The following is a 23,194-nucleotide window of genomic DNA, read 5'->3' as shown; positions in this document are numbered from 1 at the left end:
GCAACATAGAAAAAAGTTCTACCATTCTTTATTTAATTGAGTTTACAAAAAAATAAAAAACAGCAGAACTTTATTCATTATCAACTTTAAAAACACATATCTAAATTATACGATTCGGTAAATATACAGAGAATGTAGTTCCTTCTCCAACAACACTTGAAACAGAAATTTTACCATCATGACCTTGAACAATATTTTTCGCAATCGCAAGCCCGAGTCCTGTTCCACCCTTTTTCCCACGTGTTCTTGCTTTATCAGCTTTATAGAAACGATCAAATAAAAATGGAATATCCTCTTCTGGAATGCCTGCACCCGAATCTTGTACTTCAAAAATGAGGCCATTATTTTTCGAATCAATTACAAGCGTTACATGTCCGCCTGCGTTTGTATGACGTATTGCGTTATCAATTAAATTCGTCAATACTTGCTCCATACGATCTGCATCAAATGGGTATTGTTCAATTGAATCTTTGAAATCAACCGTTAACGCGACCTCTTTATCCTTTGCAATCCCTTGGAATTTACGACCTATTTTTTCAACGAAAGGATGAATATCAACTTCACCTATATGTAACTCTACATTACCACTTTCCATGCGTGCTAAATCTAATAATTCATTTACAAGTTTACCTAAACGAACGGATTCATCATAAATGATTTGAACAAACTCATCAATTTCTTCTTTCGTTTGCACAATATCATCTAAAATCGCTTCACTATACCCTTGCAGCATTACCATTGGTGTACGAAGTTCATGCGATACATTCGCAATAAAGTCTTGACGCATCTTTTCAAGACGGCGTTCTTCCGTCATATCTCGCAGTACCGCTACAGCTCCACGAATTTTCGTTTGATTGTAAAGCGGCGTCATAAGAACTACATAGTTCCCTTTTTGTAAATTAATTTCAACAACTTGTTGTTGTTCACTTTCTACAACAAGATGGAATAGTTCCACAAGTTCAGAAGGTAGTTTTTTACTTAGCTCTATCTCTTTTTCTTCTTGCCAAACTTGTAAGAAATGTTCGGCCGGCGGATTAATTACAACGACTTCACCTTCTTGATTTAACGTAATAACCCCATCTGCCATACTACTTAAAATACTAGCTAACTGTTCTTTTTCTTGCTGCAGTGCATTCATATTAAACTTCAACTGTTTCCCCATTTGATTTAAGGCCGTTGCAAGCTCACCAATCTCGTCCTGAGACACCATAGGAGCTTTCGCATCAAACTTCCCACGCGCCACCTCAAAAGCAACTTCACGCATTTTACGGAGTGGTGCTGTAATTCGAGTAGACAAGAAGAATGCAAAGAACGTTGTTAATATAATCGCAATCCCTGCTGATAAGAATATAAAATCAGTCGTTCTCTCCATGCCTTGTATCGGTACTTGTAAAGATTCGTATACGAACACTGCACTTTGATTTTTTGACTGCACTGGTTTTCCGACAATCATAATATCATTTTCAGTGTTTTTATTCTTTCTACTATTAGAGGCTTTTCTAATGTTATTCTTAATTTCTTTTTTGTCTGTGAAAACAGCCGCTAATTCTTTATCTTCTTTCAAATCATCCATTGTAAGAGTGACTAACCCTTCTTGTTTCGGCGAAGATGATATTTCTTTACCATCTTCTACAATAATGATCCTTGAAAGTGAATCAGAGAATTTGTACGCGATATTCTCAATCGTTTTTACATCGGCACCTTCTTCAATTAACTCTGAAACACTTGTTGCAACTTTTTGAAGCCTATCTTCACTCATATCAACATAATATGTTCTAAAAAACTGTGAAAGTAAAATCGCAACAAATCCAAGCACAAACGAAACGAGAAGTAATATAGTCATCCATAACTTCCCTACTACACTTCTCCAAAGCATCAGTCGTTCACAACCTCAAATTTATAACCTACGCCCCAAACGGTAACAATCATCTTCGCAGCATCTGGTGATTTTTTACTTAACTTCTCACGTAAACGCTTTACATGCGTATCAACTGTACGTAAATCTCCGAAGAATTCATATTGCCATACTTCTTTTAACAATTGCTCACGATCGAATACTTTATCAGGAGCTTTCGCTAAAAATAATAGTAACTCATATTCTTTCGGCGTTAAGTTTACTTCATTACCATCTGCAGTAACACGGTGTGCATCGTTATCAATTGTTAAGTGCGGGAATACAGTAACATCTTTTGTCGTTGTATCTTGTGTAAAGAATGTTGTTGGTACAGCACGACGTAATACCGCTTTCACACGTAGCACGACCTCACGTGGACTAAATGGCTTTACAATATAATCATCTGTTCCAACTTCAAATCCTTGTACTCTATTTACTTCTTCACCTTTTGCTGTCAGCATAATAATTGGTGTCGCTTTCTTCTCACGAACCCCTTTACATACTTCAATGCCATCTTTACCAGGCATCATAAGATCTAATAAGATTAAATCGTAATCATTTTGCAACGCCATTTCTAAAGCTGTATCACCATTATCTGCTTCTTCAATTGTGTATTGTTCTCTTTCTAAGTACATTTTCAATAAACGACGAATACGATCCTCATCATCTACAATTAAAATTCTTGATTCATTTTCCATCTCTACCCGCTGCGTACTCTCACCTCAGCGGTTCACACCTACCCTTCTTTACTATTATGTTGCGCTATTCTCGTTTATTTAAGCAATCTTCTAAATGTTTCACTTCCCATATTATGCTTCACAAGAATAATAAATTTTGTTCAATTTTTTTCCAAAACTATGTATTTTTTTTGAACAGTATATAATGTCCTCGACATCATTTTACAAAATCAACCGCTACTTTGTCATGTTTTTCTCAAAAAAGAAGAAAAGTTGACAAAAATAAAATAGGAAAGTGACATGCACTCTCCTATTTTATTTCTCTATGCATATGAATGTAAACCGGCAATAATTAAGTTTACTACAATAAAGTTAAACATAATAATTGCAAAACCAATTACTGCAAGCCAAGCTGATTTCTCTCCATGCCACCCTTTAGATAATCGTAAATGTAGTACTGCAGCATAAAAGAGCCACGTTATAAGTGCCCAAACCTCTTTCGGATCCCAGCCCCAAAAACGCGTCCACGCTATTTGAGCCCAAATCATTGCAAAAATTAACGCTCCTAATGTGAAAACTGGGAATCCAATTGCAATAGATCGATATCCGATTTCATCTAGTAAATCACTATTCGTATTCTTTACTAACGGCTGAAGTGCCGCCGATACTCGCTTCCGTAAAACAAGCCTTAATACAATATAAAGTAATGTTCCAACTAACACTGACCAAATAACAGTATTTAATTTTTTCGCATTTACAATCGCTGGAACTTCAACTACCGGTTCTAATTTATTTTCTGTCTGTAACTTCCCTTCATGCGGTCCTACTAAAGCTGGAAGATTGTACTTCATTTCCAGTTGTTGTTCATTTTTATCAACCCATTGAAACTTCGCTTCATATTTCATACTAGAAAATACCGTTGTTACTCCAATAAATCCAACTGTACAAACAAGCGTAAACACTACCGTCTCTAGCCAAAATGTCCGTTTACTTCTCGTTGATTGATCTACATTTTTTAATAAATACATGACGCCCGTAATAAAACTAATCGCTAAAATTGCTTGTCCTGCTGCTGCAGTCGTCACGTGAATATGTAACCAATTACTTTTTAAAGATGGAATAAGCGGAGATATTTCCCTCGGAAACATACTTGCATAGGCAATTAATAAAAGCGCAACTGGTAATGCAAATAGTCCAATTATACTTACGCGGTACATAAAATACATTACAATAAATGCTCCTACAAGCATCATGCCGAAAAATGTACCGAATTCAAAAAAGTTACTAACTGGCGCATGCCCTGATGCAATCCACCTTGTAACAAAATATACTGTTTGTGCTATAAACCCTAAAATTGTAATTGTTATTCCTACATTTGCCCATTTATGACCCTTTTCTTTAATGGCTCCACCAAAAAATAGAGTCGCAATTAAATATAAAATAAATGCGGTAAAGAGAAAGTTACTACTTATTTGCACCATATCGTTTCCCCACCTTAACTAATTTTTTTATCGATTACTTTATCATTTGGCTGTGGAATTGCTGTACCTTCTATTACTCTTTCAATATCTTTCTTTAAACCGAACCAATTTTTATTCGTATGCCCTGCAATCCACCATTCATCATTAACACGTTGTATCCAAATACGGCGATGATTCCAATACATACCTTGAATGACACCAACCATAAATATAAATCCTCCAATACCGAGAATCCAAAGCGTTAAATCTTTTCTTACAGTAAGTGCTGTTGCATTTTGCATTTCAACACCCGCAAACGACATTTTATATTTGTTGTTTCCATCAGGTTCTATATTTTGCTGAATACCAACAAAACTCACTTCACCATCTGGTGTTTCAGGTGTAAACATTTTAAATACAAATGCAGGATTGTTCGGTAATTTCGTTTTTGTATTCGGTTTTCCATTCTCATCAAAATAAAAATCAGGAAAATAGCTTAATAGTTCTAGAGAATAACCATTTCCTAAATCATATTTTTCCTTAGGATTCGTTAAATCTACTTTAATCGGTCCCCATTTTTGATTATTTTCTTTATTTTGCAAGTTGAAGGACATACTTTTAAATTCACTTTCTTTATAATCCACTTGATACACTGCAAATTGATCAAATTTCAGTGGTTCATTTACTCGAATTTCCGCTTCTTTTACTTTTTCCAACTTTGGTTTTTGCCCTGCTATATTTTCGCCCACAGCTTTATATAATACAGCATTCGTTTGGAAGTTTTTCGCAATCATTTTATCGCCTACACGATCAATCGCTTCCTCAAAAACTTCCTTGTCCTTACTTTTATCATAAACTTCTTTTATAAATTTCTCGTTTTTTAAGTAGTATTGTCCATCCGTCCCTGGTATTTCTTTCGTTTCACCATCACGTAACCAAAGTGCTTCGTCTACGTACATACTCGGTAAAAAACGAAGCATCGCACCGAATAAAAAGATAATAAGACCGATATGATTTACATATGGACCCCAACGCGAGAAGCGTCCCTTTTCTGCTAAAACGTTTCCGTCTTCCACTTTCACGTTATAGTTTCTTTTCTTTAAATTCTTTTGCACTCTTTCCAGGTCACCATCTTGCGGTGTACCAGTCCCATATAATCTCTGTCTCTTTAAAAAACTAGGATGTCTTTTTACGCCTTGCTTTTTTAAAGCTTTATAAAGTGGAATAACGCGGTCTAAACTACATATCACAAGTGAAATACCGATAGAAGCAATCAAAATCATATACCACCATGAACCGTATAAATTATTAAATCCTAATTGATAGTATAATTGCCCTAAAAATCCGTATTCTTGCTTATAATATTCAGCTGGTGCAATCCCTGGAGTTATGTACATTTCTTGCGGAAAAATAGTTCCTATCGCTGATGCAGCTAAAGTTATTACGATTAGCCATACACCGACTTTTACAGAAGAGAAAAAGCTCCAAATTTTATCGACTATCGTTTTTGTTTGCGTGAGAGATCTCCGTGCACTCCCCTCATAGCGCATATCCAATAGTTTTGCATTTTCATTGCTTTCAAATGGTTTCCCGCAAGCTTCACAAAAAACGGTTCCTATCGGATTAACATGTCCACATTCACATTTAATTTCTTTCAACACTCTCACCGCCCCTGTATCTATATGTACTATTGTATATTCTAACCTCGAGTTACCGCAATACTCAGAATTTTTAAATCAGAGGCACTATAGACACGCACCTCTTATGTAAAGGCTTTCTTTATTATGGAGTAATTTTCTTTAAATACTCTTCTAACTGTTCTTTCGTTTGTTCACCTATAATTTGCTCCACTACTTTTCCATCTTTATCAATCAAAAAGCTTGTCGGTAATGGACCTACTCCATATGTTCCTATAATCTTTTGTCCTTTATCAATAGCAACTGGGAATTTCAAACCATATTGGTTCACAAAGTTCTTTACTGCAATATCCGTTTCATCTGCATCTAACGCTATGATTTCAACGCCTTTTTCTTTATACTTTGGATATAATTCATTCATATAAGGCATTTCTTTTTCACAAGGTTTACACCACGTACCCCAAAAGTTTAAAAATACACCTTTTCCCTTTAAATCTTTTAGTTCAATTTTCTTCCCTTCTAAATCTGTCACAACAAAGTTAGGTGCTTCTTTTCCGATTTGCATTTTCTCTTTATTAGCAAAGAATCCTTGATAAAGGGTAAATCCTACAGCACCACATAAAATGAGTAGAATAATAACGCGAAATAATAAGCGATTTTTCTTCATATTACCTCTCCTCTCCTCGGTAAATGTTATGTATTATCTTCTGTAAATGTTGTATTGAATAAATCACCAGCAGAGCACTCCACTGGTGAATTTTTAACTCTATAGCTTATCTTGGCTTTGTAGAAGCAAGCGCGCGTAATTGTTTCACCTCATGTGGTGTCAATTCTCTCGCATCACCAGGTCGCAGGCTTCCTACTTCTAAGAAAGCATAACGTTCACGTTTTAATTTCACTACTTTACAGTCTAACGCTTCAAACATACGACGTACTTGACGATTACGTCCTTCATGAATTGTTAATTGTACAATAGCCATCTCTTTACGCTTGTCCCAAGAAATAATTTTCACATGTGCTGGTGCTGTTTTACCATCTTCTAATGCAACACCGCGTTCTAACATGCGAATTTTCTCACCTGTTAATGGGCCTTTTATTTTTGCAACATACGTTTTTTCAACTTTATATTTAGGATGCATTAATATATTTGCGAAGTCCCCGTCGTTTGTCATTAATAATACTCCTGACGTATCATAATCTAGACGTCCGATTGGGAATAAACGTTGTGTAATTTCAGGGAAAAAGTCTGTTACAACACTTCTACCTTTATCATCTGATACACTTGAAATTACACCAGTTGGTTTATATAGTAAAAAATAAACAGGTTCTTCTTTTTCAAGAGGGATGTTATTTACTTCTACTTTATCTTGAGGAGTTACTTTTGTTCCTAACTCTTTCACTATTTTTCCGTTAACTTTCACTTTTCCTTGCTGAATTAATTCCTCAGCCTTTCTTCTCGATGCAATACCTGCTTGCGCAATCACTTTTTGTAATCGTTCCATTTCTTTTTTTCACCTCGAATTTATCTTACCTTACATTAGAAAGACTTGGCAACCGCATACGCTTTACGGTTATTCGCTCCATCTCCCTTAAACAACATAGCGATGATATTAAACATATAAAGGTCAAATCATGTTTTTATCCTTTATTATTGTCCATATTTTTCATATTTCTCACAATAAAAGTTCATCATTTTGTCAAAAATACTGCATAAAAAAACCACTATTAAGCTACACCTTAATAGTGGTCGTATACGTATTATACGCGAAATAGCATAAAAAATGAATAGCTTTACTGAAACAATAGGGAAACAAAGACAATCGAGCAAATAATTCCGATTAAATCTGCAAAAAGACCTACTTTTAATGCATCTCCCATTTTTCTAATACCAACAGCTCCGAAGTATACTGTTAAAATATAAAAAGTCGTATCTGTACTCCCTTGCATCGTAGAAGCTAATCTCCCAATGAATGAGTCTGGCCCATATGTAGCAATTAAATCAGTCGTAATACTTAGACCAGCAGAACCTGAAATAGGACGTATTAGTGCTAATGGAACGATTTCTGCTGGAACGTGAATTAAATCTAGCATTGGCTTCATTACTGATATCATTGCATCTAGCGCACCTGACGATCGGAATATAGAAATAGACACAAGCATTCCAACCATAAACGGTAAAATGGAAATTGCAATTTGAATCCCTTCTTTTCCTCCCTCAACGAACGATTCATACGTCGGCACTTTCTTTATCGTGCCATATAAAAGGATAAAACCAATTACACAAGGGATTACCCATAAGGAAATTGTATTTACAATACTCATTTTTTCCGCCCCTTTCTACTCCTTCTTCGGTAAAAATAGCGGTCAATCCAAATTGCTCCAATCATAGAAAGTACTTGTGCAATAAATGTTACCCCAACAATTTCAGTAGGATTGGCTGATTCATATGTCATTCGAATTGAAATGACTGTCGTAGGAATTAATGTAATAGCTGATGTATTTAATGCTAGAAACGTCACCATAGAACGGCTTGCCGAATCCTTTCCTCCATTTAACTCTTTTAGTTGTTCCATCGCTTTAATACCAAGAGGGGTTGCTGCATTACCTAGACCAAAAAAGTTTGCCATCATATTTGATAGAATAAATCCCATGGACGGATGATCCTTTGGTATTTCTGGAAACAACCTTTTTACTATCGGCATAAAAAGTGAAACTAATTTTTTTAACAATCCGGCTTCCTCTGCAATTTTCATTAAACCAAGCCAAAATACTAAAACACTAATAAGTCCTATACAAATCGTTACTGCATCTTTTGCTCCGTCAAATACAGCCTTATTCACTTCTTCCATCGTTCCATTTATCATGGCGTATACAATCCCAATGACAGCCATCGCTACCCATACGAGATTAACCATTGTTCCCAATACCTATCATGTAAGAAAAAATTTCTTTCACATTATTCCAGTAAAGTCCCGTTGTAGCTACTAACTTCCGTTTACTATAAAATAAATTCCGTTCTCCAACTTTCTCATTGCCAACATAAACATCTGTCTTTCCAACCTTTACTCCATCCTCAAGCGTTATACTTTTATCCAGTTCAACTTTTAATAATACGTTCTTTCTTTCCTCTTCAGTTAACGGCACGGAAAAACTATTTTTCGTATAAACATGGTTGGCATACTTCTTTTCATTTATTTCAGCAATTGCTCCTTGTCCTAAAACTTTCGTTTGCTTGAAACGTTCAAATCCTTTATCAAATAGATTCATATGATCATCCCAATCACTAGAAGCACTCAAAGTTACGACAATTAAATCTAGTCCATCTTTTGATGCCGTTGTAACAAGCGTTCTTCCTGCTTTCTTCGTAAAGCCTGTTTTTCCTCCTGTTGCAAATTCATAATAAGACGTTACCAACTTATGTTTATTTTTCCACGGGTAATCCCAAGAATCGGATTTATACGTTTTTGTTCCAAAGATTTTTTTAAATGACTCGTTTCCCATTGCATACTTCGTTAATAACGCCATATCGTAAGCCGACGAATAATGTGATCCATCTCCATCTAAACCATGAGGGTTTGAGAAGTGAGTATCTTTCATTCCAATTTCTTTCGCCTTTTCATTCATTAAATATACGAATCCATCTATACTCCCACCCACACTTTCAGCAATTACTTGCGCTGCGTCATTACCAGATCTAAGCATGAGTCCGTATACTAAATCTTCTAACTTCACTTTTTGTCCAGGCTTTAAATAGATTGCTGATCCTTCCACCCTCACCGCTTCATTGCTAACTGACACCATTTCTTTCATCTTCCCTGATTCAGCAGCTAACAAGGCAGTCATAATTTTTGTTATACTAGCAATTTTTTGAGGTTCATGTTCTGCTTTTCCGTATAATACACGACCAGACTGTTGCTCCATTAATACAGCATTTCGAGCACTGACATTGCTGTTCATCTTTGCATATGTAGGAATCGGCATAACGCTTGCGTACATAATAAGAAGCGTAATGATTACACAAATTCGTCTCATATTTCCCCCCACGTCCTTTTGGCACTTTTTGTACAAGTGTATGCTTGGCCTTTTAAAATATGAACGAAATCTTCCTTCTGCTTCCATTAAAAAAGACGCAGAGAATTTGCGTCTAATATGGTGTCCATTCAATTTGTTTCGCAGTTTCAAACCTTTTTTCTACATCAGGCCAATTTACAACATTCCACCAGTTTTTAATATATTCATCTTTTCGATTTTGGTATTGTAAATAATACGCATGTTCCCAGACATCTAGTACAAGGAGTGGTATCGTATCCCATTGTGTAAATAATTGATGAAGTGTACTTTGCAAAATTTCTAACCTTCCAGACCGGGGCACCCAAACGAGAATTGCCCAGCCTGAACCTTCTACTTTAGAGGCCGCTTCTGTAAAATGTTTTTGGAAACGTAAAAAGCTCCCAAAATCTTGTTCGATTTGTTGTGAAAAAGCACCTCTTGGACTCCCACCACCGTCTTTTTTCATGTTATTCCAAAATATCGTGTGTAAGTAATGACCTGACCCATGAAAAGCCGCTTCTCTTTCCCAATGCTTAATTAAATCAAATTGATTTGTTTTTCTCGCTTCTTCCATCATCTTCTCTGCTTTATTTAATCCTTCCACGTAACTCCGATGATGTTTATCATGGTGTAACATCATAATTTCTTTAGAAATATAAGGTTCTAACGCATTATACGGATAAGGTAATGGCGGGAGTGTATGTCCTCCAATTGGAACAGCTCGTTCGCTATCCCCTCTTTCATATAATTCATATTCCTCTTCTTCTTGCATAAATACTTCCTGCAAGTGATGCTGAATATGTTCTACATCATCACTTATTTCATACATAAACTCTGCATCTGTTTCATACTCATGCTCTTTCATACGCTCTAACAACGCCTGAATTTTATAAGCAAGCATATGGACATCATACACTTCCATTGCGCGGCTATCTAATACGTGAAGAACACTTTCACACCAATTTTCTACTTCATGAAAGTAATCTGTAAATACACCTTGCTGATTCATGTTGCACCTCCCTAATGCTATCCACTTAACTATATTCAATGAAAATCCCTTATATAACTGTACAAAAGGAAAAGAAGCTAAGTCACCTTAGCTTCTTTTCCGCAATCAATATTTGTGTAACATCTTTGTCTGATAATCCGTCTCATAATATTCTAGTTCTTCACGCATCAATTGAAATTTACCTTCTAAACTCTTCATCACTTGCCCCAAAGATGCAGGTGGTGTTTGTTGAAAAACGATAGAATTTTTTCCTGTATATGCAGACCGACTATTTTCATACCAATAATCACTCTTTGGTGAAAAAAACTCTGCAATTACTTGATGGTAAATCTTATATAAAATTTTTTCAGCTGCTGTTTTTCGAAATGGCTGACTATTCAACAAAACAAAACATGCATCATGTCCTTCTTCGCAAAAAACGAGAAGTCGTCTCATTGATGCTAATAACCCTTTATAATATTGCTCATTCCCTGCTGGTGTTTCCTCTAATAAAGAAGGCAACGTATGATAATTTACATAATTGGTTATCAAATTAATAGCATCTTCTAAAAATATAGAAACTTGTTCTGTTTGATTTTCAACCATCAAATTAGACATTTTTTCTCTCTCCTTTGCCATTTCACGCTATTTCTACTCTTTTATTTTTATGTAATTCAGCCAATATTTCTTGTACTTTCGACACCGTTCCCTCATCAAAATATTGTTGAAATTCTTCCAGATTATTTAAATACAAACGTTTTTGCGCACGAAGTTCCCTATCCTTCACTAAACAACATATCGCTACAATATCGCGCAAATATATGTTTTGTTCTTCTACTTTATACACTGGATTTCCTTCAAAAGGAGTAATTTCTTGTAAAACTTCTTCAAAATATCGAACGTATAAAACCGAAAAAGTTTTCTCTTTATCATTTAATATATATGTCACTTCAGATCTGTTAAAAAAATCTTCTGATGTATTAGGTTTCGCCTTTTCTAACTCATATCCTACATAACCTTTTATAATCATATACTCCCCTCCACCTTCTTTCATCTTATTCTAACTTAATTTTCTGATAAACAAAATATTCTTTTAAATATACCTATATAAAAAATAGCTCCCCTATACAGGAATTTACCTTTTTATTTTTCTTGAAGTTTGTCATAATAATATTATTGTCTCAGTTTTCTTATACAAGGAGAGTTGTATTTATGTCGTTTTCATGGAAACGTTTCTTACAAATCGGGAAAATTATCTTCCCATTTGTTGTATTAACAATTGTATTCTTTCAAGCAAAAAAAGAATTAGCGGGCATTTCTTTTTTAGAAGCGATTGATACAATTAAAAACATTCCAACTGGAGGAGTCTTTTTAGCAATTACACTTGGTGCATTCGCTGTATCAACAATGTTCTTTTATGACTATGTTATGCTTCGTTACTTAAAAGCTGATATCCCTGTCCAAAAGATTTTCCGTATCTCGTGGATTGCTAATACTTTAAATGGATTTATCGGGTTTGGTGGTCTAGTTGGAGCTGGCGTACGCACAATGCTTTATCGTCCATACATAAAAGAAAATGGAAAACTTATTAAAAGTATCGCTTGGATGACAACTGCCTTTATTAATGGATTAGCCATTCTTTCATTTCTTGGTCTTATCGGAATATTAGACACGAGATTTATTTTGCATGAAAAACCATGGCTATGGCCTGTTCTTATCTTCTTTGCTCTTTTCGTCCCTATATATATCGGATTTTCTAAATTAAAAAATAGAAAAGCGATGCAAACAGAGGGACAAGAAGAAGAGGAGAAAAACCCAACTGTTTTATACTCATTAGTTTCATTAGTCGAATGGGTATCTGCTGGTATTGTTATGTACGTCATATTACTATTATTTGGCATTGAAATCGAATTCCAAAAGTTTTTAGGCGTATATGTCATTGCTGCTTTAGCTGGTGTCGTTAGTCTTGTTCCTGGTGGTCTTGGATCATTTGATCTTGTCTTCTTAACTGGGCTTGGGCAATACGGCATCGATACAGGTGTTTTGCTTCCTGCTATGTTATTATATCGTCTCGTCTATTACATCTTACCATTCTGCCTTGGTCTCATTTTTGCAGCTTTTGAAATGACAGGAGTAGCCATTAAAAAGTTTGAAGATAAACCCTTTATTGCGCCTGCATTAGAGACAACTGGTGTTATATGGACTTTGCAGCGTGACTTTCTAGGAAAGTTAGGTTCTTGGGCATCTGCTGCTTTAACAGTATTTGCTGGCTTAATGGTTATTTTATCAACTATTCTACCGACAAGTATAAATCGGGCACACGCCTTACATATTCTAGCTCCAAAACATCTTATTCAATTTTCTTTTAGCTTATCGCTAACATTCGGTATTCTCCTCCTCATTCTTTCACGAGGGATATATTACGGAACAAAACGTTCTTATTATATGACGATTGTTTCTTTAATTGGAGCGGCTATTTTTAATACACTAAAAGGAATTGATGTTGAAGAAACTTTTATTTTATTAATCGTACTCGCTGTATTGTATATGCTTCGTAAAAGGTTTGTACGTGAGAAAATGGAAGTCTCACTTTCCGATATCGTAAAAGTTTTTATATTCCTACTTGTAACGTTATATTTATATAAAAACTTAGGTATTTTATTTGCAAGTGCAAAAGAAGCTTTCCAACCTGATTTTGTCGTTCGTAATATTACACAAGTGAAACGAAGTGCATTAGCAGCTGCCTTTTTTGTTCCTACTTTTTTACTAATTGGTTCACTCATTGCAAATCGTTATCGAAATGAATTTCCCGGGCAACCAGCTAATGATAAAAGATTACAAAACTTCTTAGATGAACATGGTGGAAATGTACTTAGTCATTTAGGTTTTTTAGGAGATAAACAGTTCTTTTTCAGTAGTGATGGAAAAGCACTCATTCTCTTCTCAATAACTGGAAAACGACTTATTGTACTAGGTGATCCAATCGGGGACCCTTCCTCCTATCGTACTGTATTGCAAGAGTTTTTAGCTGAGGCTGATCGATTTGGATACATTTGTGTATTCTACCAAATTGAAAGTAAATGGATGAGTTTATATCACGATTTTGGTTATAACTTCTTTAAGCTCGGTGAAGAAGCTGTTGTTGATTTAAATACATTTACAATAACAGGAAAGAAACGCGCTGGCATGCGAGCTACTTTCAACCGTTTTGAAAGAGAAGGCTATACATTCTCTATTCATGAGCCACCTTTCTCAGACGAATTATATGAAGAGTTAAGAAAAGTTTCAGATGCATGGCTTGGTGGAAAAAAAGAGAAAGGTTTTTCACTCGGATACTTCGATCGTGAATATATTAGTCGCGCTCCCATTGCAACATTATCTGATGCGGATGGAAAAATTATTGCATTCACAACATTCATGCCCGTATATCAAAACGGATCATTATCTGTCGATTTAATGCGATATTATCCAGATGCGCCTAGCGGCATTATGGACGCAATTTTCATCCACTTATTCCAATGGGCAAAAGAAAATGAATACCACTCCTTTAATATTGGTATGGCACCACTTTCAAATGTTGGTTTATCCACACAGTCTTTCTGGTCTGAACGAGTGGCTGCTGCAATCTTTAATAACGTTCGTTATACGTATAGTTTCAGCGGATTACGACATTTTAAAGAAAAATATAAACCAGCATGGAGCGGTAAATATTTAGCATTTAGGAAGAATCATTCTTTACCAATTACAATGCTCTCTGTAACAAAATTAATAGGAAAAAGAAAAAACAGCTAAATTCTTAGCTGTTTTTTCTTTTTTGAACTTGTACAATAAATTCTTTTTCATATTTCTTACCATTTATATAGAAATTCCCCCACATTTTATACGTACCCTCGGCAGGAAATGTAATACGGTATTGTAATTGTTCATCCGTATCCACAGGCATAGCGTATAAAAAGTTCTCCTTCGTTTCATCCACGATATAGAGTGACTCTACTTCTCCTCTCTCTGAATGTAATTTCAATTTTTCACCCTTTTTCGCTTGAAACTGAAATGTTAACGTAACTGGTTCATTCGGATGTAATGCGCCAAATAAAAGAGAAACTTCATACTCCCCTATTTTTTTTGTAAGTACACTGTCGATTGGAAATTTCACTTTTTTCTTATTGTTCTCCTCTTTCGTTCTACCAAAATCTTTCCTAGCGAATGACTCTACGGACTTATTTTTATCTTCGTATAAAAATATCGTATATTCTTCATCTTTCGCTATTTTGGAAGATAACTTATATGACCCGTTCCCTGCAAATGTAGGTTTAATTTGTTGTATGTGTTTTAACTGTCCATCTACAATCACTGCCCGTATTTGATCATTTACACCACGAATTTCATTATTCTTTTTGTTTAACAACTGAAATACAATATCTACTTTCTCATTTCCCTTTCCATTTGACACATCCCACTTTACTTCCTGAACATCTCCTACAGTCTCTTCGTTTTCTTGATATTTTTTTATGTAAAATCCTCCTGCCACAATAAGTACTAACGCAATAAGCCCAATGACAAGATTTTTCAAAACATCACCTACCATTTTTATTGTCTCTGTTCACATAAAACTTCTTAAGCTATATATTCTAGATTATGATTTATGAAATCCTCCTATTTTGCACATATTACAAATAATAAAAAGATTTTAATTGAAAGGATTCGTAGTGTATAATGCAAATGATATTGATTTCTATCAATACATTATAAGGAGGACTTTTCATGAGTGTACATATCGAAGCAAAACAAGGCGAAATCGCTGAATCTATTCTATTACCAGGTGATCCATTACGTGCAAAATATATCGCTGAAACATTTCTAGAGGATGTTACTTGCTATAATAACGTACGTGGTATGTTAGGTTTTACTGGAACTTATAAAGGAAAACGTGTATCTGTTCAAGGTACAGGTATGGGTGTTCCTTCTATTTCTATTTATGTAAACGAATTAATCCAAAGCTACGGAGTTAAAAATTTAATTCGCGTTGGCACTTGCGGTGCAATTCAAAAAGATGTAAAAGTTCGTGATGTTATTATCGCAATGACGGCTTGTACTGATTCTAATATGAACCGTTTAACATTCCCAGGATTTGATTTCGCACCAGCTGCAAACTTTGATCTTTTAAAGAAAGCTTACGATGCTGGAACTGAAAAAGGATTACACGTTCGTGTCGGTAACGTCTTAACAGCAGATGTGTTTTATCGCGAAAGCATGGACATGGTTAAAAAACTTGGAGATTACGGTGTATTAGCAGTAGAAATGGAAACAACTGCTCTTTATACATTAGCAGCGAAATACGGCGTAAATGCATTATCTGTATTAACAGTTAGCGATCACATCTTCACTGGCGAAGAAACAACATCTGAAGAGCGTCAAACTACATTTAACGAAATGATTGAAATCGCTTTAGATGCAGCAATTCAACAATAATACACTAAAGAACTTGTCATACGTCTGGCGAGTTCTTTTTATGTGACTTTTTATAAATAACTATTTTATAAAGAGACAGATTTCTCCCCTCTACTTTATTGTAACGTTTGTTATAATAAAGTGAAACTTTAATCAGTGGTTTTTTTCCATCCCCCACTGATTATTAGTTGAACCAATCAGGCTTTTACGGACAGTTGATCTCCCACCTACTAACTCCCTTGTATTCGCCGAATTTTGAAGTGGAAGTCTTATTGCCCGAGCGGGATAAAGAAATCATTTACAGTATTTCTCATAAGAGGTGACGCAGTGAAAAACAGAAGTATCGTCTTTAAACTATTTTTATTATCATCAACTTTATTTACAATAATATTCCTACTTTTTTTCCTAGGACAATCTCTATTTTTAGAGAAATTTTATATTAATAAAAAAGTAAAAACAGTTCAAACTGCTTTTGAAAAATTCGTAGATAATTATGACAAAAGTGATAAAAGTTATGAGAAAGTTAGAAAACTAAAACAAGAATTTCATGATAAAACAAATGCCGATATGCAGTTTTTGGATTCTAACGGTATTATTAAAAGTGATAACAATTACTATATCGATGTATTTAATCCCAACAATAATAAACAGTATTCCATTCCACTCAATAACCTTTTAACACCAGAAGAATATAATAAATTCGAAAATTTAGGTTTAAAAAAAGATGTAATAATTAATGTTGATGGAGTCGTACAAGAGAATAATATTATTACACCACAAAAATTAGGAACGAATTATAATCAATGGCAAAACGAACATTTCTATTCGGATTTTCAGTCAATTAATGGTAATCCTTCTAAGAATAGACTTGCAAGCCGATACAAATCTACAACTCGTATCGTCTTTACAGGTGTTATAACTAAGTTACAGCTCCCATCAAAAGCTGAGGTTCGTCTTGCAAATGATATTGAAACATTACAAGCCGTTCAATATTTTGCAGATATTATTAGAGATGGCACTTCTAACTCGAACCAATTAAACACTTTCATATTAGATGGCGGCGAAAATATAAAAAATAGTATCTTTGTAAAGCCGATTATAGAAAACGGAAAGATTACAGAATATGCTTTTGCGATAGCGTCTTTACAACCCGTTAATGAAGCGATGCTAGTTTTAAAAGACTATTATGTTTATGCCTTAATCATCGTGTTTCTCGTTATTATTTTGTTATCCTTCTACTACTCAAAAATCATTGTTAAGCCATTAATTAAAATGAATCGTGTTACAAAAAAAATGGCTAATTTTGATTTCAGCGAGAAATTACCTGTTACAGCCGACGATGAAATTGGTGGGCTTTCCGGCAGTATCAATACATTATCTGTAAATTTAAAAGATCGAATCGATCGATTAAATGTTGCCAATACAAAGTTACAACAAGACATTGAACGTGAACGTCAATTAGAGAAAACAAGAAAAGAATTCATTTCTGGCGTATCACACGAATTAAAAACACCACTGAGTGTAATTAGAAGTTTTGCAGAAGGTATTAAAGATGGTGTTAGTAAGGATACTTCGTATTATACTGATGTTATTTTAGAAGAAACAGAAAATATGAACAGGCTGATTGTTGAAATGTTAGAATTAGCAAAGTTAGAATCTGGTACTTACAAACTAGATATGACGACGTTCTCAATTGGTGAATTAACGCAACAAGTCTATACAAAATTATTATTTAGCATGGAAGAAAAGCATCTACAAGTGAACGTCGATGCAGACCCTTCTATACTTGTTAAAGCAAATCGTAGCCGTATTGAGCAAGTAGTTGTGAACTTACTAAGTAATGCAATCCGCTATACGCCGGATGGAGAAAAAATACAAGTCTCCATTATAGAAGCAGAAGATACCGTAAAAATCGAAATCGAAAATACAGGAAACCCTATCCCTGAAGAAAGTCTTGAAAAAATTTGGGATCGCTTCTATCGCCTAGATGCATCACGTAGCCGTCACACCGGAGGTACCGGTCTCGGATTATCTATTGTAAAAAACATTTTAGACCTCCATCATGCCGAGTACGGTGTGTATAATACGACTAACAGTGTTGTATTCTATTTCAATTTACAAAAAGTAAAAGAAGTCAAATAATTTGTCTTAATTTCACTAGGAGTTCACATGAAATTCACACTCTCCCTTTATAGTAAGAAACAAGTTAATCCTTTCCTTTACACATATAAAAGAGGAGAGTGCGTGAAATGAAACAAGCAGGACAACCTATTCAAAATGAAAAACAATTAGAAACTATCAAAAATATACTTTTACAATCTTCGAAACGTGATGGCTTATTATTCGTATTAGCTGTAAATTCTGGCTTAAAAGTAAGTGAAATCTTACAATTAAAAGTTAGTGATGTAATCGATGAAAATGAAAATGTTCGCCATTCCATTTTATTTTACAATGAAAAAGTGAAGAAACATAAATGGTTTGCTGTAAATGAAGACTTACAGCACGCAATCGAAGACTACATGAAAGAACGTAAAACTTGGAAACGTAATGAACCATTGTTAAAATCTCAAAAAGGAACAAAATCTATTACGAGACAACATGCATGGTACATTTTAAACAAAGCTGCAAAAGAAGTTGGATTAGAAGGGATTAGCTCACATACACTTCGAAAAACTTGGGGTTATTGTGCATACAAATCAGGTGTTGATATTGCATTTTTACAACACTTCTTTGATCACAGTACTCTATCAAAAACTTTAAAGTATATCGGTATTGCTTAATAACTCTTATACATAAAAAAGGTTACCATTTGAAAATTTGGTAACCTTTTTTATATTTCATATTCTCTTTTCTTGTCTCTCCTATACTGTAGTGGTACTCTAATAATAAGGGGGAGAAATTATGAACACACTTACAATTGAATTACCAAAAGAAACGGCTGAAAAACTTGATTTATTAAAACAAGCTTACGAAAAGAAAACAGGTGCTTCTATCTCTGAGAGCACTCTCGTGCAAACACTTATCTCAAAAGAATTTATCCAGGCGATAACTCCTTTTGATTTACAACAATTCATCAACGGAAAAGAACAGCATTAATGCTGTTCTTTTTTTATCTCTATTTAAAATATACAAAGTTTTTTATATATTTTTAGAAAAACCATTGACAATGATAATGATAACCATTATCATTTATTATGAAGCCAACAATTGATGAATCAACCAAACGCTCAGTAACATTGTTACCCCTCTTTTTCATATAGAAAGGCACTGTACATTCCCCCTGTTTGTACAGTGCCTTTCTTGTTTATTATCATTCAAAAAAATTTAATTGCTCCGGCTTCGGCTCACCATATGTAATGTTCATCATTTTCATAAGCTGTTTCGCATTATCTGCTGCATCCCCACCTGAATTGTTGTTAAACAGTACGTATATATCCTTTGTTTTCTTTTTTAATTGCTCTAGTCGTTCCACCCATTCTTCCAGTTCTTTATTGTTGTAGCGATATAAACAACGAACCGCTCTCCAATTTTCCCCTTTATCAAGCCAACCATGAACATTTCGACCGTGAAAACGTATTAATGCCATGTTTGAATTCGTAACCTCTAATACGAGTGGCACAGAACCTATCCCAGCCTGTGGTTCATCACAAATTGTATGAACCCATTTCTCCTGTTCTAGAAACTGTAACGTCTTATCTCTCATTTCTGGATAAAACCATGTTTGATTTCGAAATTCTATTGCACATGGTAAACCTTCCATTTTTTCTTTCGTATATCGAAGAAAATCTACATTTTTCTTTTTGCAATCAAACCATGGTGGATATTGAAATAAAATTGTTTTTAATTTATTAGCTTCTATTAAAGGAAGAATGGACTGCTTATACACATCAAACATCTCATCAAACGTAGAAAAAGGAAATTCCCCTTTCATATGTCCTGTCATTCCTTGATACGCTTTTACGACAAAAGAAAAATCTTTCGGCGTTTCCATTGCCCATTTTATATAATTTCGTGCAGGTTGCATCGCGTAAAATGAACTATCCACTTCCACAATAGGAAAATACTCACTATATGTTCGTAATTTATTTCTATTTTCATAGGAATCTACGTATAAAGAATCATGATCTCCCCATCCTGTCACTCCAATGAACAGCACATATATTCCTCCCTTTTTAACTTTATCTTCTATTCACTCCCCAAACACTTTTGCTAATCAATTTCATTAAGTGGCCCTTTCTTTAAGAGTATCCTTATTAAAATATGATATACTATATGGAAGAATTTTTAAAATGAGGGGTTATTTATTTATGCTTCCAAACGATGCTACTGTATCTCATGAAAAACGAATTGAAGAACTAGAAAATAAAGTGCGTTTTTATGAAGAACTTGTAAATCAATTACCACATCATTTCACATACAAAAATCCACATATTGGTTTACAAATAAAGAAAACTAGAGCAACTCATTCCATTCAAGAAATACCAAAAGAGAATAAAGAGGCTCATTTTCAACTTACTTGTGATTCATTATTCTTATTTGAACAACTTGAAAAACACTTTGTACATATTTTTGATGCCTTTTCACATCATGTAACCTTTGTCGATAGTAAAGGGAATATTACTTTATGTAATCAAGTTGCCGCAGATGATTTCGGTGTAATACGAAATGATATTATCGGAAAACCGATTCAACAATTACTAAACTTGCCGGAAGAAAAAATTAAAGCGATTGAAACATTAAGAACGGGAACAGAAATATATAATGAAGAAGTTTTAGACAAAAACTATGGCATTATAAACAACCGAATTATTCGCGATTATAACGGGGAGATTTTTAGGGTTATTAGTGTCTTTCATTATTTAAACACAGAGCGTGATGCAGAGAAGTTTTCGTTAGCAGGACGAATCGCAGCCGGAATTGCACACGAGGTACGAAACCCTCTTACGACAGTACGAGGATACTTACAATTTTTACAAGAAAGTGTTTCTCCATCAAATAAAGAGTTATTTAAAAGCTTACTTATCCCTGAATTAGATCGTGCAAATAGTATTATTACAAAATTTTTAGCCATTTCAAAAACACGTGAATTTACAAGAGAACCGTTTCCTATTAATACATTTTTATGCGACTATATTCAACAGTTACTAGCTAGTGAAGTCTTCTTGCATAACATTTCAATTGATTATAACTTTTCTAATGAATTAGATGATATTTTAGTCAATATTGATCGACATGAACTTGTTCAAGTATTTTTAAACCTATTTCAAAATGCCGTCGATGCTCAAGGCGAAAAGCCTCTTTCTATTCAAATCACTAGTTATCGCCTAGATAACTTCGTTCGGATTACTTTCACAGACAATGGAATTGGTATTCCTCTAGCTATTCAAGAATATATCTTTGATCCATTCTTCTCAACGAAGGATTCGGGGACAGGACTAGGCTTATCAGTAACAAAAAAAATCATCCAAAATCATAACGGTACGCTCAAAATGACTAGTGATCCAGACGGTACAACCTTCACTATTTCTATTCCGATTTTACCTAAAGTAAATCGTGAAGCAATTAACTTATAAAATGAGAATGCTGTTCTATTAACTCCCTTTAATTGTTAAGCACACTCTAACAATTAAAGGGAGTTTTTTAAAACATATAGATTTTTCTCTACTTCTTTATTGTTCGTGTTAGGTAGGTAAACTTCTTATTTTTTGAGAAATAGTAGTTTGTCCATCACGAATTTAATTTAAATTTCATTATAATATATAGTAACGACTATTATTCTATGAAAGAAAGGAATGCAAAGATAAACAACAAAAATAAAGGGAAAGTATTTTATGGTAATGATTGTTGCGAAGTAAGAGCTTGTAGTTATATCAACATCTCTAAGTCCGAACTTAAATAATTTGTTAGACTTCTTCAAGCTCTCGGCCAAGCTATTCAAGCTGTCTTAGTTCAATATGGATCTGGTTCCTAGGTGGAGGCGCTACTGGACCAGCGGGTACTCCGATTCGGGTAACTATAGCTGCAATAGGAAACTCCAATGCTCAAACAATATCAACTGGAATTAATATTCAATTAAATCAAGTTTTTGAAATAAATAATATTAACTTTAATGACACTACACATACTTTACAGGCGTATATGATATTAGTTTCTCGGCATCTACAACTTTCCCAGGCTCTTCACCGTTTGGATTCGGTATTTCATTCAATGGCCAACCACCTACTCGTAATTTTTCAACTAATGTTATCAGTAGTGCTGTTTCTTTCTCTACAATTGTTACTTTACAAGCTGGTACAACGATTTCTGTACAACCTACAGCAAATACTATTTCTATTCCTAACACGGGCGATACAACTGCGACACTATCTGTACTCCGAATTTACTAACCACAATTTCCGATAATATTTTGGGAGGACTAAACACATTTATAAGTAATAGGTGTGATTTTGATTGTCTATTAAATCTCTCTTTTAATAAAAAGGAGCACTTATTTGGGAGGATAAGTGCTCCTTCTTTACGTTTCTTTACCTCAAATTTACTCTATCTTAATCCTCATTTTGTATGATAAATAATGAAGTCAAAGATATGAAAGAGGGATGAAAAATGAGAGTTATGTCACCGATACGCATTTGGATTGCTCTTATGATATGCATTATTTTATGTGTAGGGTTTTTTTTAACTCTAAAATATTCTACTATTTCAAAAGCAGAGAGAAAAACAGTTCCATACACACTTTTGTATACGAAACAAAACAACATCCTTTATTCCAATTCCACAAATAATGAAAAAAAAGTTATAAAAGGAATGCTTATTACGAAAGCTTCTAGTTACGAAACTCTACTTCAAATTACTGAAACGATTAAAGATCAGTATACAAATAAAGGAATTGATGAAATCACGCTGACTATCCATAATGAAAATAATGGTAGTTATGAAGAAGAATTACCATACGAACCGATTAGTAAAGGAACAATAATCATCACATACGATTCTCAATCCTTTGGCAGTACCAACATTACTCTTAATGAATAGTAGCATTT

General features: G+C 34.3%; 21 protein-coding genes and 1 pseudogene. 8 read left to right on the top strand and 14 right to left on the bottom strand.

Annotated features, from left to right (window positions below):
• Positions 1–100 precede the first annotated feature (100 nt).
• From resE to BCG9842_RS07065, 12 genes are all read right to left on the bottom strand, one after another.
• Positions 101–1,876 (bottom strand): sensor histidine kinase ResE, encoded by a 1,776-nt coding sequence (resE, locus tag BCG9842_RS07120; RefSeq protein WP_000964694.1) that lies wholly within the window; start codon positions 1,874–1,876, stop codon positions 101–103.
• The gene (gene resD, locus BCG9842_RS07115; protein WP_000426861.1) at positions 1,876–2,592 is read right to left on the bottom strand and encodes a DNA-binding response regulator ResD; all 717 of its coding nucleotides are present in this window, start codon (positions 2,590–2,592) and stop codon (positions 1,876–1,878) included. The genes resE and resD overlap by 1 nt, the downstream gene beginning before the upstream one ends.
• A gap of 302 nt (positions 2,593–2,894) precedes the next feature.
• The gene (gene resC / locus BCG9842_RS07110; RefSeq protein ID WP_000250089.1) at positions 2,895–4,052 is read right to left on the bottom strand and encodes a cytochrome c biogenesis protein ResC; all 1,158 of its coding nucleotides are present in this window, start codon (positions 4,050–4,052) and stop codon (positions 2,895–2,897) included.
• Positions 4,053–4,066: 14 nt separating this feature from the next.
• A complete protein-coding gene (gene resB, locus BCG9842_RS07105) occupies positions 4,067–5,692 on the bottom strand; it encodes a cytochrome c biogenesis protein ResB (RefSeq protein WP_000910521.1) in 1,626 nt (541 codons plus the stop codon).
• A 121-nt stretch (positions 5,693–5,813) separates the two neighbouring features.
• Entirely contained in the window at positions 5,814–6,335 is a 522-nt protein-coding gene (gene resA / locus BCG9842_RS07100) for a thiol-disulfide oxidoreductase ResA (protein WP_000742193.1), read from the bottom strand.
• 106 nt (positions 6,336–6,441) lie between these two features.
• Complete coding sequence (gene rluB, locus BCG9842_RS07095) at positions 6,442–7,170, bottom strand: 23S rRNA pseudouridine(2605) synthase RluB (protein WP_000440553.1); 729 nt, start codon at positions 7,168–7,170, stop codon at positions 6,442–6,444.
• A gap of 289 nt (positions 7,171–7,459) precedes the next feature.
• Positions 7,460–7,990, bottom strand: a complete 531-nt coding sequence (spmB, locus tag BCG9842_RS07090) for a spore maturation protein SpmB (protein WP_000029514.1) — start codon at positions 7,988–7,990, stop codon at positions 7,460–7,462.
• Positions 7,987–8,583, bottom strand: coding sequence for a spore maturation protein SpmA (gene spmA, locus BCG9842_RS07085; protein WP_000247810.1), 597 nt, complete (start codon positions 8,581–8,583; stop codon positions 7,987–7,989). The genes spmB and spmA overlap by 4 nt, the downstream gene beginning before the upstream one ends.
• Complete coding sequence (locus tag BCG9842_RS07080; RefSeq protein ID WP_001252625.1) at positions 8,576–9,700, bottom strand: D-alanyl-D-alanine carboxypeptidase family protein; 1,125 nt, start codon at positions 9,698–9,700, stop codon at positions 8,576–8,578. Before BCG9842_RS07080 ends, spmA begins: the two co-directional genes overlap by 8 nt.
• A 112-nt stretch (positions 9,701–9,812) precedes the next feature.
• Complete coding sequence (locus BCG9842_RS07075; RefSeq protein WP_001075736.1) at positions 9,813–10,727, bottom strand: superoxide dismutase; 915 nt, start codon at positions 10,725–10,727, stop codon at positions 9,813–9,815.
• A 105-nt stretch (positions 10,728–10,832) separates the two neighbouring features.
• Positions 10,833–11,324, bottom strand: coding sequence for a YpuI family protein (locus tag BCG9842_RS07070; protein WP_000067555.1), 492 nt, complete (start codon positions 11,322–11,324; stop codon positions 10,833–10,835).
• A 22-nt stretch (positions 11,325–11,346) separates the two neighbouring features.
• Positions 11,347–11,736, bottom strand: coding sequence for a hypothetical protein (locus BCG9842_RS07065; RefSeq protein ID WP_000584359.1), 390 nt, complete (start codon positions 11,734–11,736; stop codon positions 11,347–11,349).
• A 182-nt stretch (positions 11,737–11,918) separates the two neighbouring features.
• On the opposite strand from BCG9842_RS07065, the gene mprF reads away from it, so the two are divergent.
• Positions 11,919–14,498 carry a bifunctional lysylphosphatidylglycerol flippase/synthetase MprF gene (mprF, locus tag BCG9842_RS07060; RefSeq protein ID WP_000010842.1) on the top strand — a complete coding sequence of 860 codons (2,580 nt, stop codon included), beginning with the start codon at positions 11,919–11,921 and terminating at the stop codon, positions 14,496–14,498.
• 4 nt (positions 14,499–14,502) lie between these two features.
• On the opposite strand, the gene BCG9842_RS07055 is transcribed toward mprF, so the two are convergent.
• Positions 14,503–15,291 (bottom strand): hypothetical protein, encoded by a 789-nt coding sequence (locus BCG9842_RS07055; protein ID WP_000232602.1) that lies wholly within the window; start codon positions 15,289–15,291, stop codon positions 14,503–14,505.
• Between the two features lie 176 nt (positions 15,292–15,467).
• On the opposite strand from BCG9842_RS07055, the gene deoD reads away from it, so the two are divergent.
• The 4 genes from deoD (at position 15,468) to BCG9842_RS07035 (ending at position 19,250) form a co-directional block, all read left to right on the top strand.
• Positions 15,468–16,175, top strand: a complete 708-nt coding sequence (gene deoD / locus BCG9842_RS07050; protein ID WP_000110707.1) for a purine-nucleoside phosphorylase — start codon at positions 15,468–15,470, stop codon at positions 16,173–16,175.
• Positions 16,176–16,481: 306 nt separating this feature from the next.
• A complete protein-coding gene (locus BCG9842_RS07045) occupies positions 16,482–18,296 on the top strand; it encodes a sensor histidine kinase (protein ID WP_000797489.1) in 1,815 nt (604 codons plus the stop codon).
• Positions 18,297–18,403: 107 nt separating this feature from the next.
• Positions 18,404–18,934 carry a tyrosine-type recombinase/integrase gene (locus BCG9842_RS07040; protein WP_000806233.1) on the top strand — a complete coding sequence of 177 codons (531 nt, stop codon included), beginning with the start codon at positions 18,404–18,406 and terminating at the stop codon, positions 18,932–18,934.
• 121 nt (positions 18,935–19,055) lie between these two features.
• Positions 19,056–19,250 (top strand): DUF3924 domain-containing protein, encoded by a 195-nt coding sequence (locus BCG9842_RS07035; RefSeq protein ID WP_001094856.1) that lies wholly within the window; start codon positions 19,056–19,058, stop codon positions 19,248–19,250.
• A gap of 214 nt (positions 19,251–19,464) precedes the next feature.
• On the opposite strand, the gene BCG9842_RS07030 is transcribed toward BCG9842_RS07035, so the two are convergent.
• The gene (locus BCG9842_RS07030; RefSeq protein ID WP_000897362.1) at positions 19,465–20,310 is read right to left on the bottom strand and encodes a DUF72 domain-containing protein; all 846 of its coding nucleotides are present in this window, start codon (positions 20,308–20,310) and stop codon (positions 19,465–19,467) included.
• Positions 20,311–20,461: 151 nt separating this feature from the next.
• Here BCG9842_RS07030 and BCG9842_RS07025 point away from each other — a divergent pair, with 151 nt between their 5' ends.
• From BCG9842_RS07025 to BCG9842_RS07015, 3 genes and pseudogenes are all read left to right on the top strand, one after another.
• Complete coding sequence (locus tag BCG9842_RS07025) at positions 20,462–21,727, top strand: ATP-binding protein (RefSeq protein ID WP_000937232.1); 1,266 nt, start codon at positions 20,462–20,464, stop codon at positions 21,725–21,727.
• Between the two features lie 206 nt (positions 21,728–21,933).
• Positions 21,934–22,540, top strand: a pseudogene (locus tag BCG9842_RS32000) (Gly-Xaa-Xaa repeat protein).
• Between the two features lie 217 nt (positions 22,541–22,757).
• On the top strand, positions 22,758–23,186 hold the full coding sequence (locus tag BCG9842_RS07015; RefSeq protein ID WP_001265587.1) for a hypothetical protein: 429 nt from the start codon (positions 22,758–22,760) through the stop codon (positions 23,184–23,186).
• The last annotated feature ends 8 nt before the right edge of the window (positions 23,187–23,194 follow it).

It is taken from the genome of Bacillus cereus G9842, from assembly GCF_000021305.1.
Classification (GTDB): domain Bacteria; phylum Bacillota; class Bacilli; order Bacillales; family Bacillaceae_G; genus Bacillus_A; species Bacillus_A thuringiensis_S.
The sequence above is the reverse complement of the archived record's forward strand: the minus strand, read 5'-3'. Positions and strand labels throughout refer to the sequence as shown.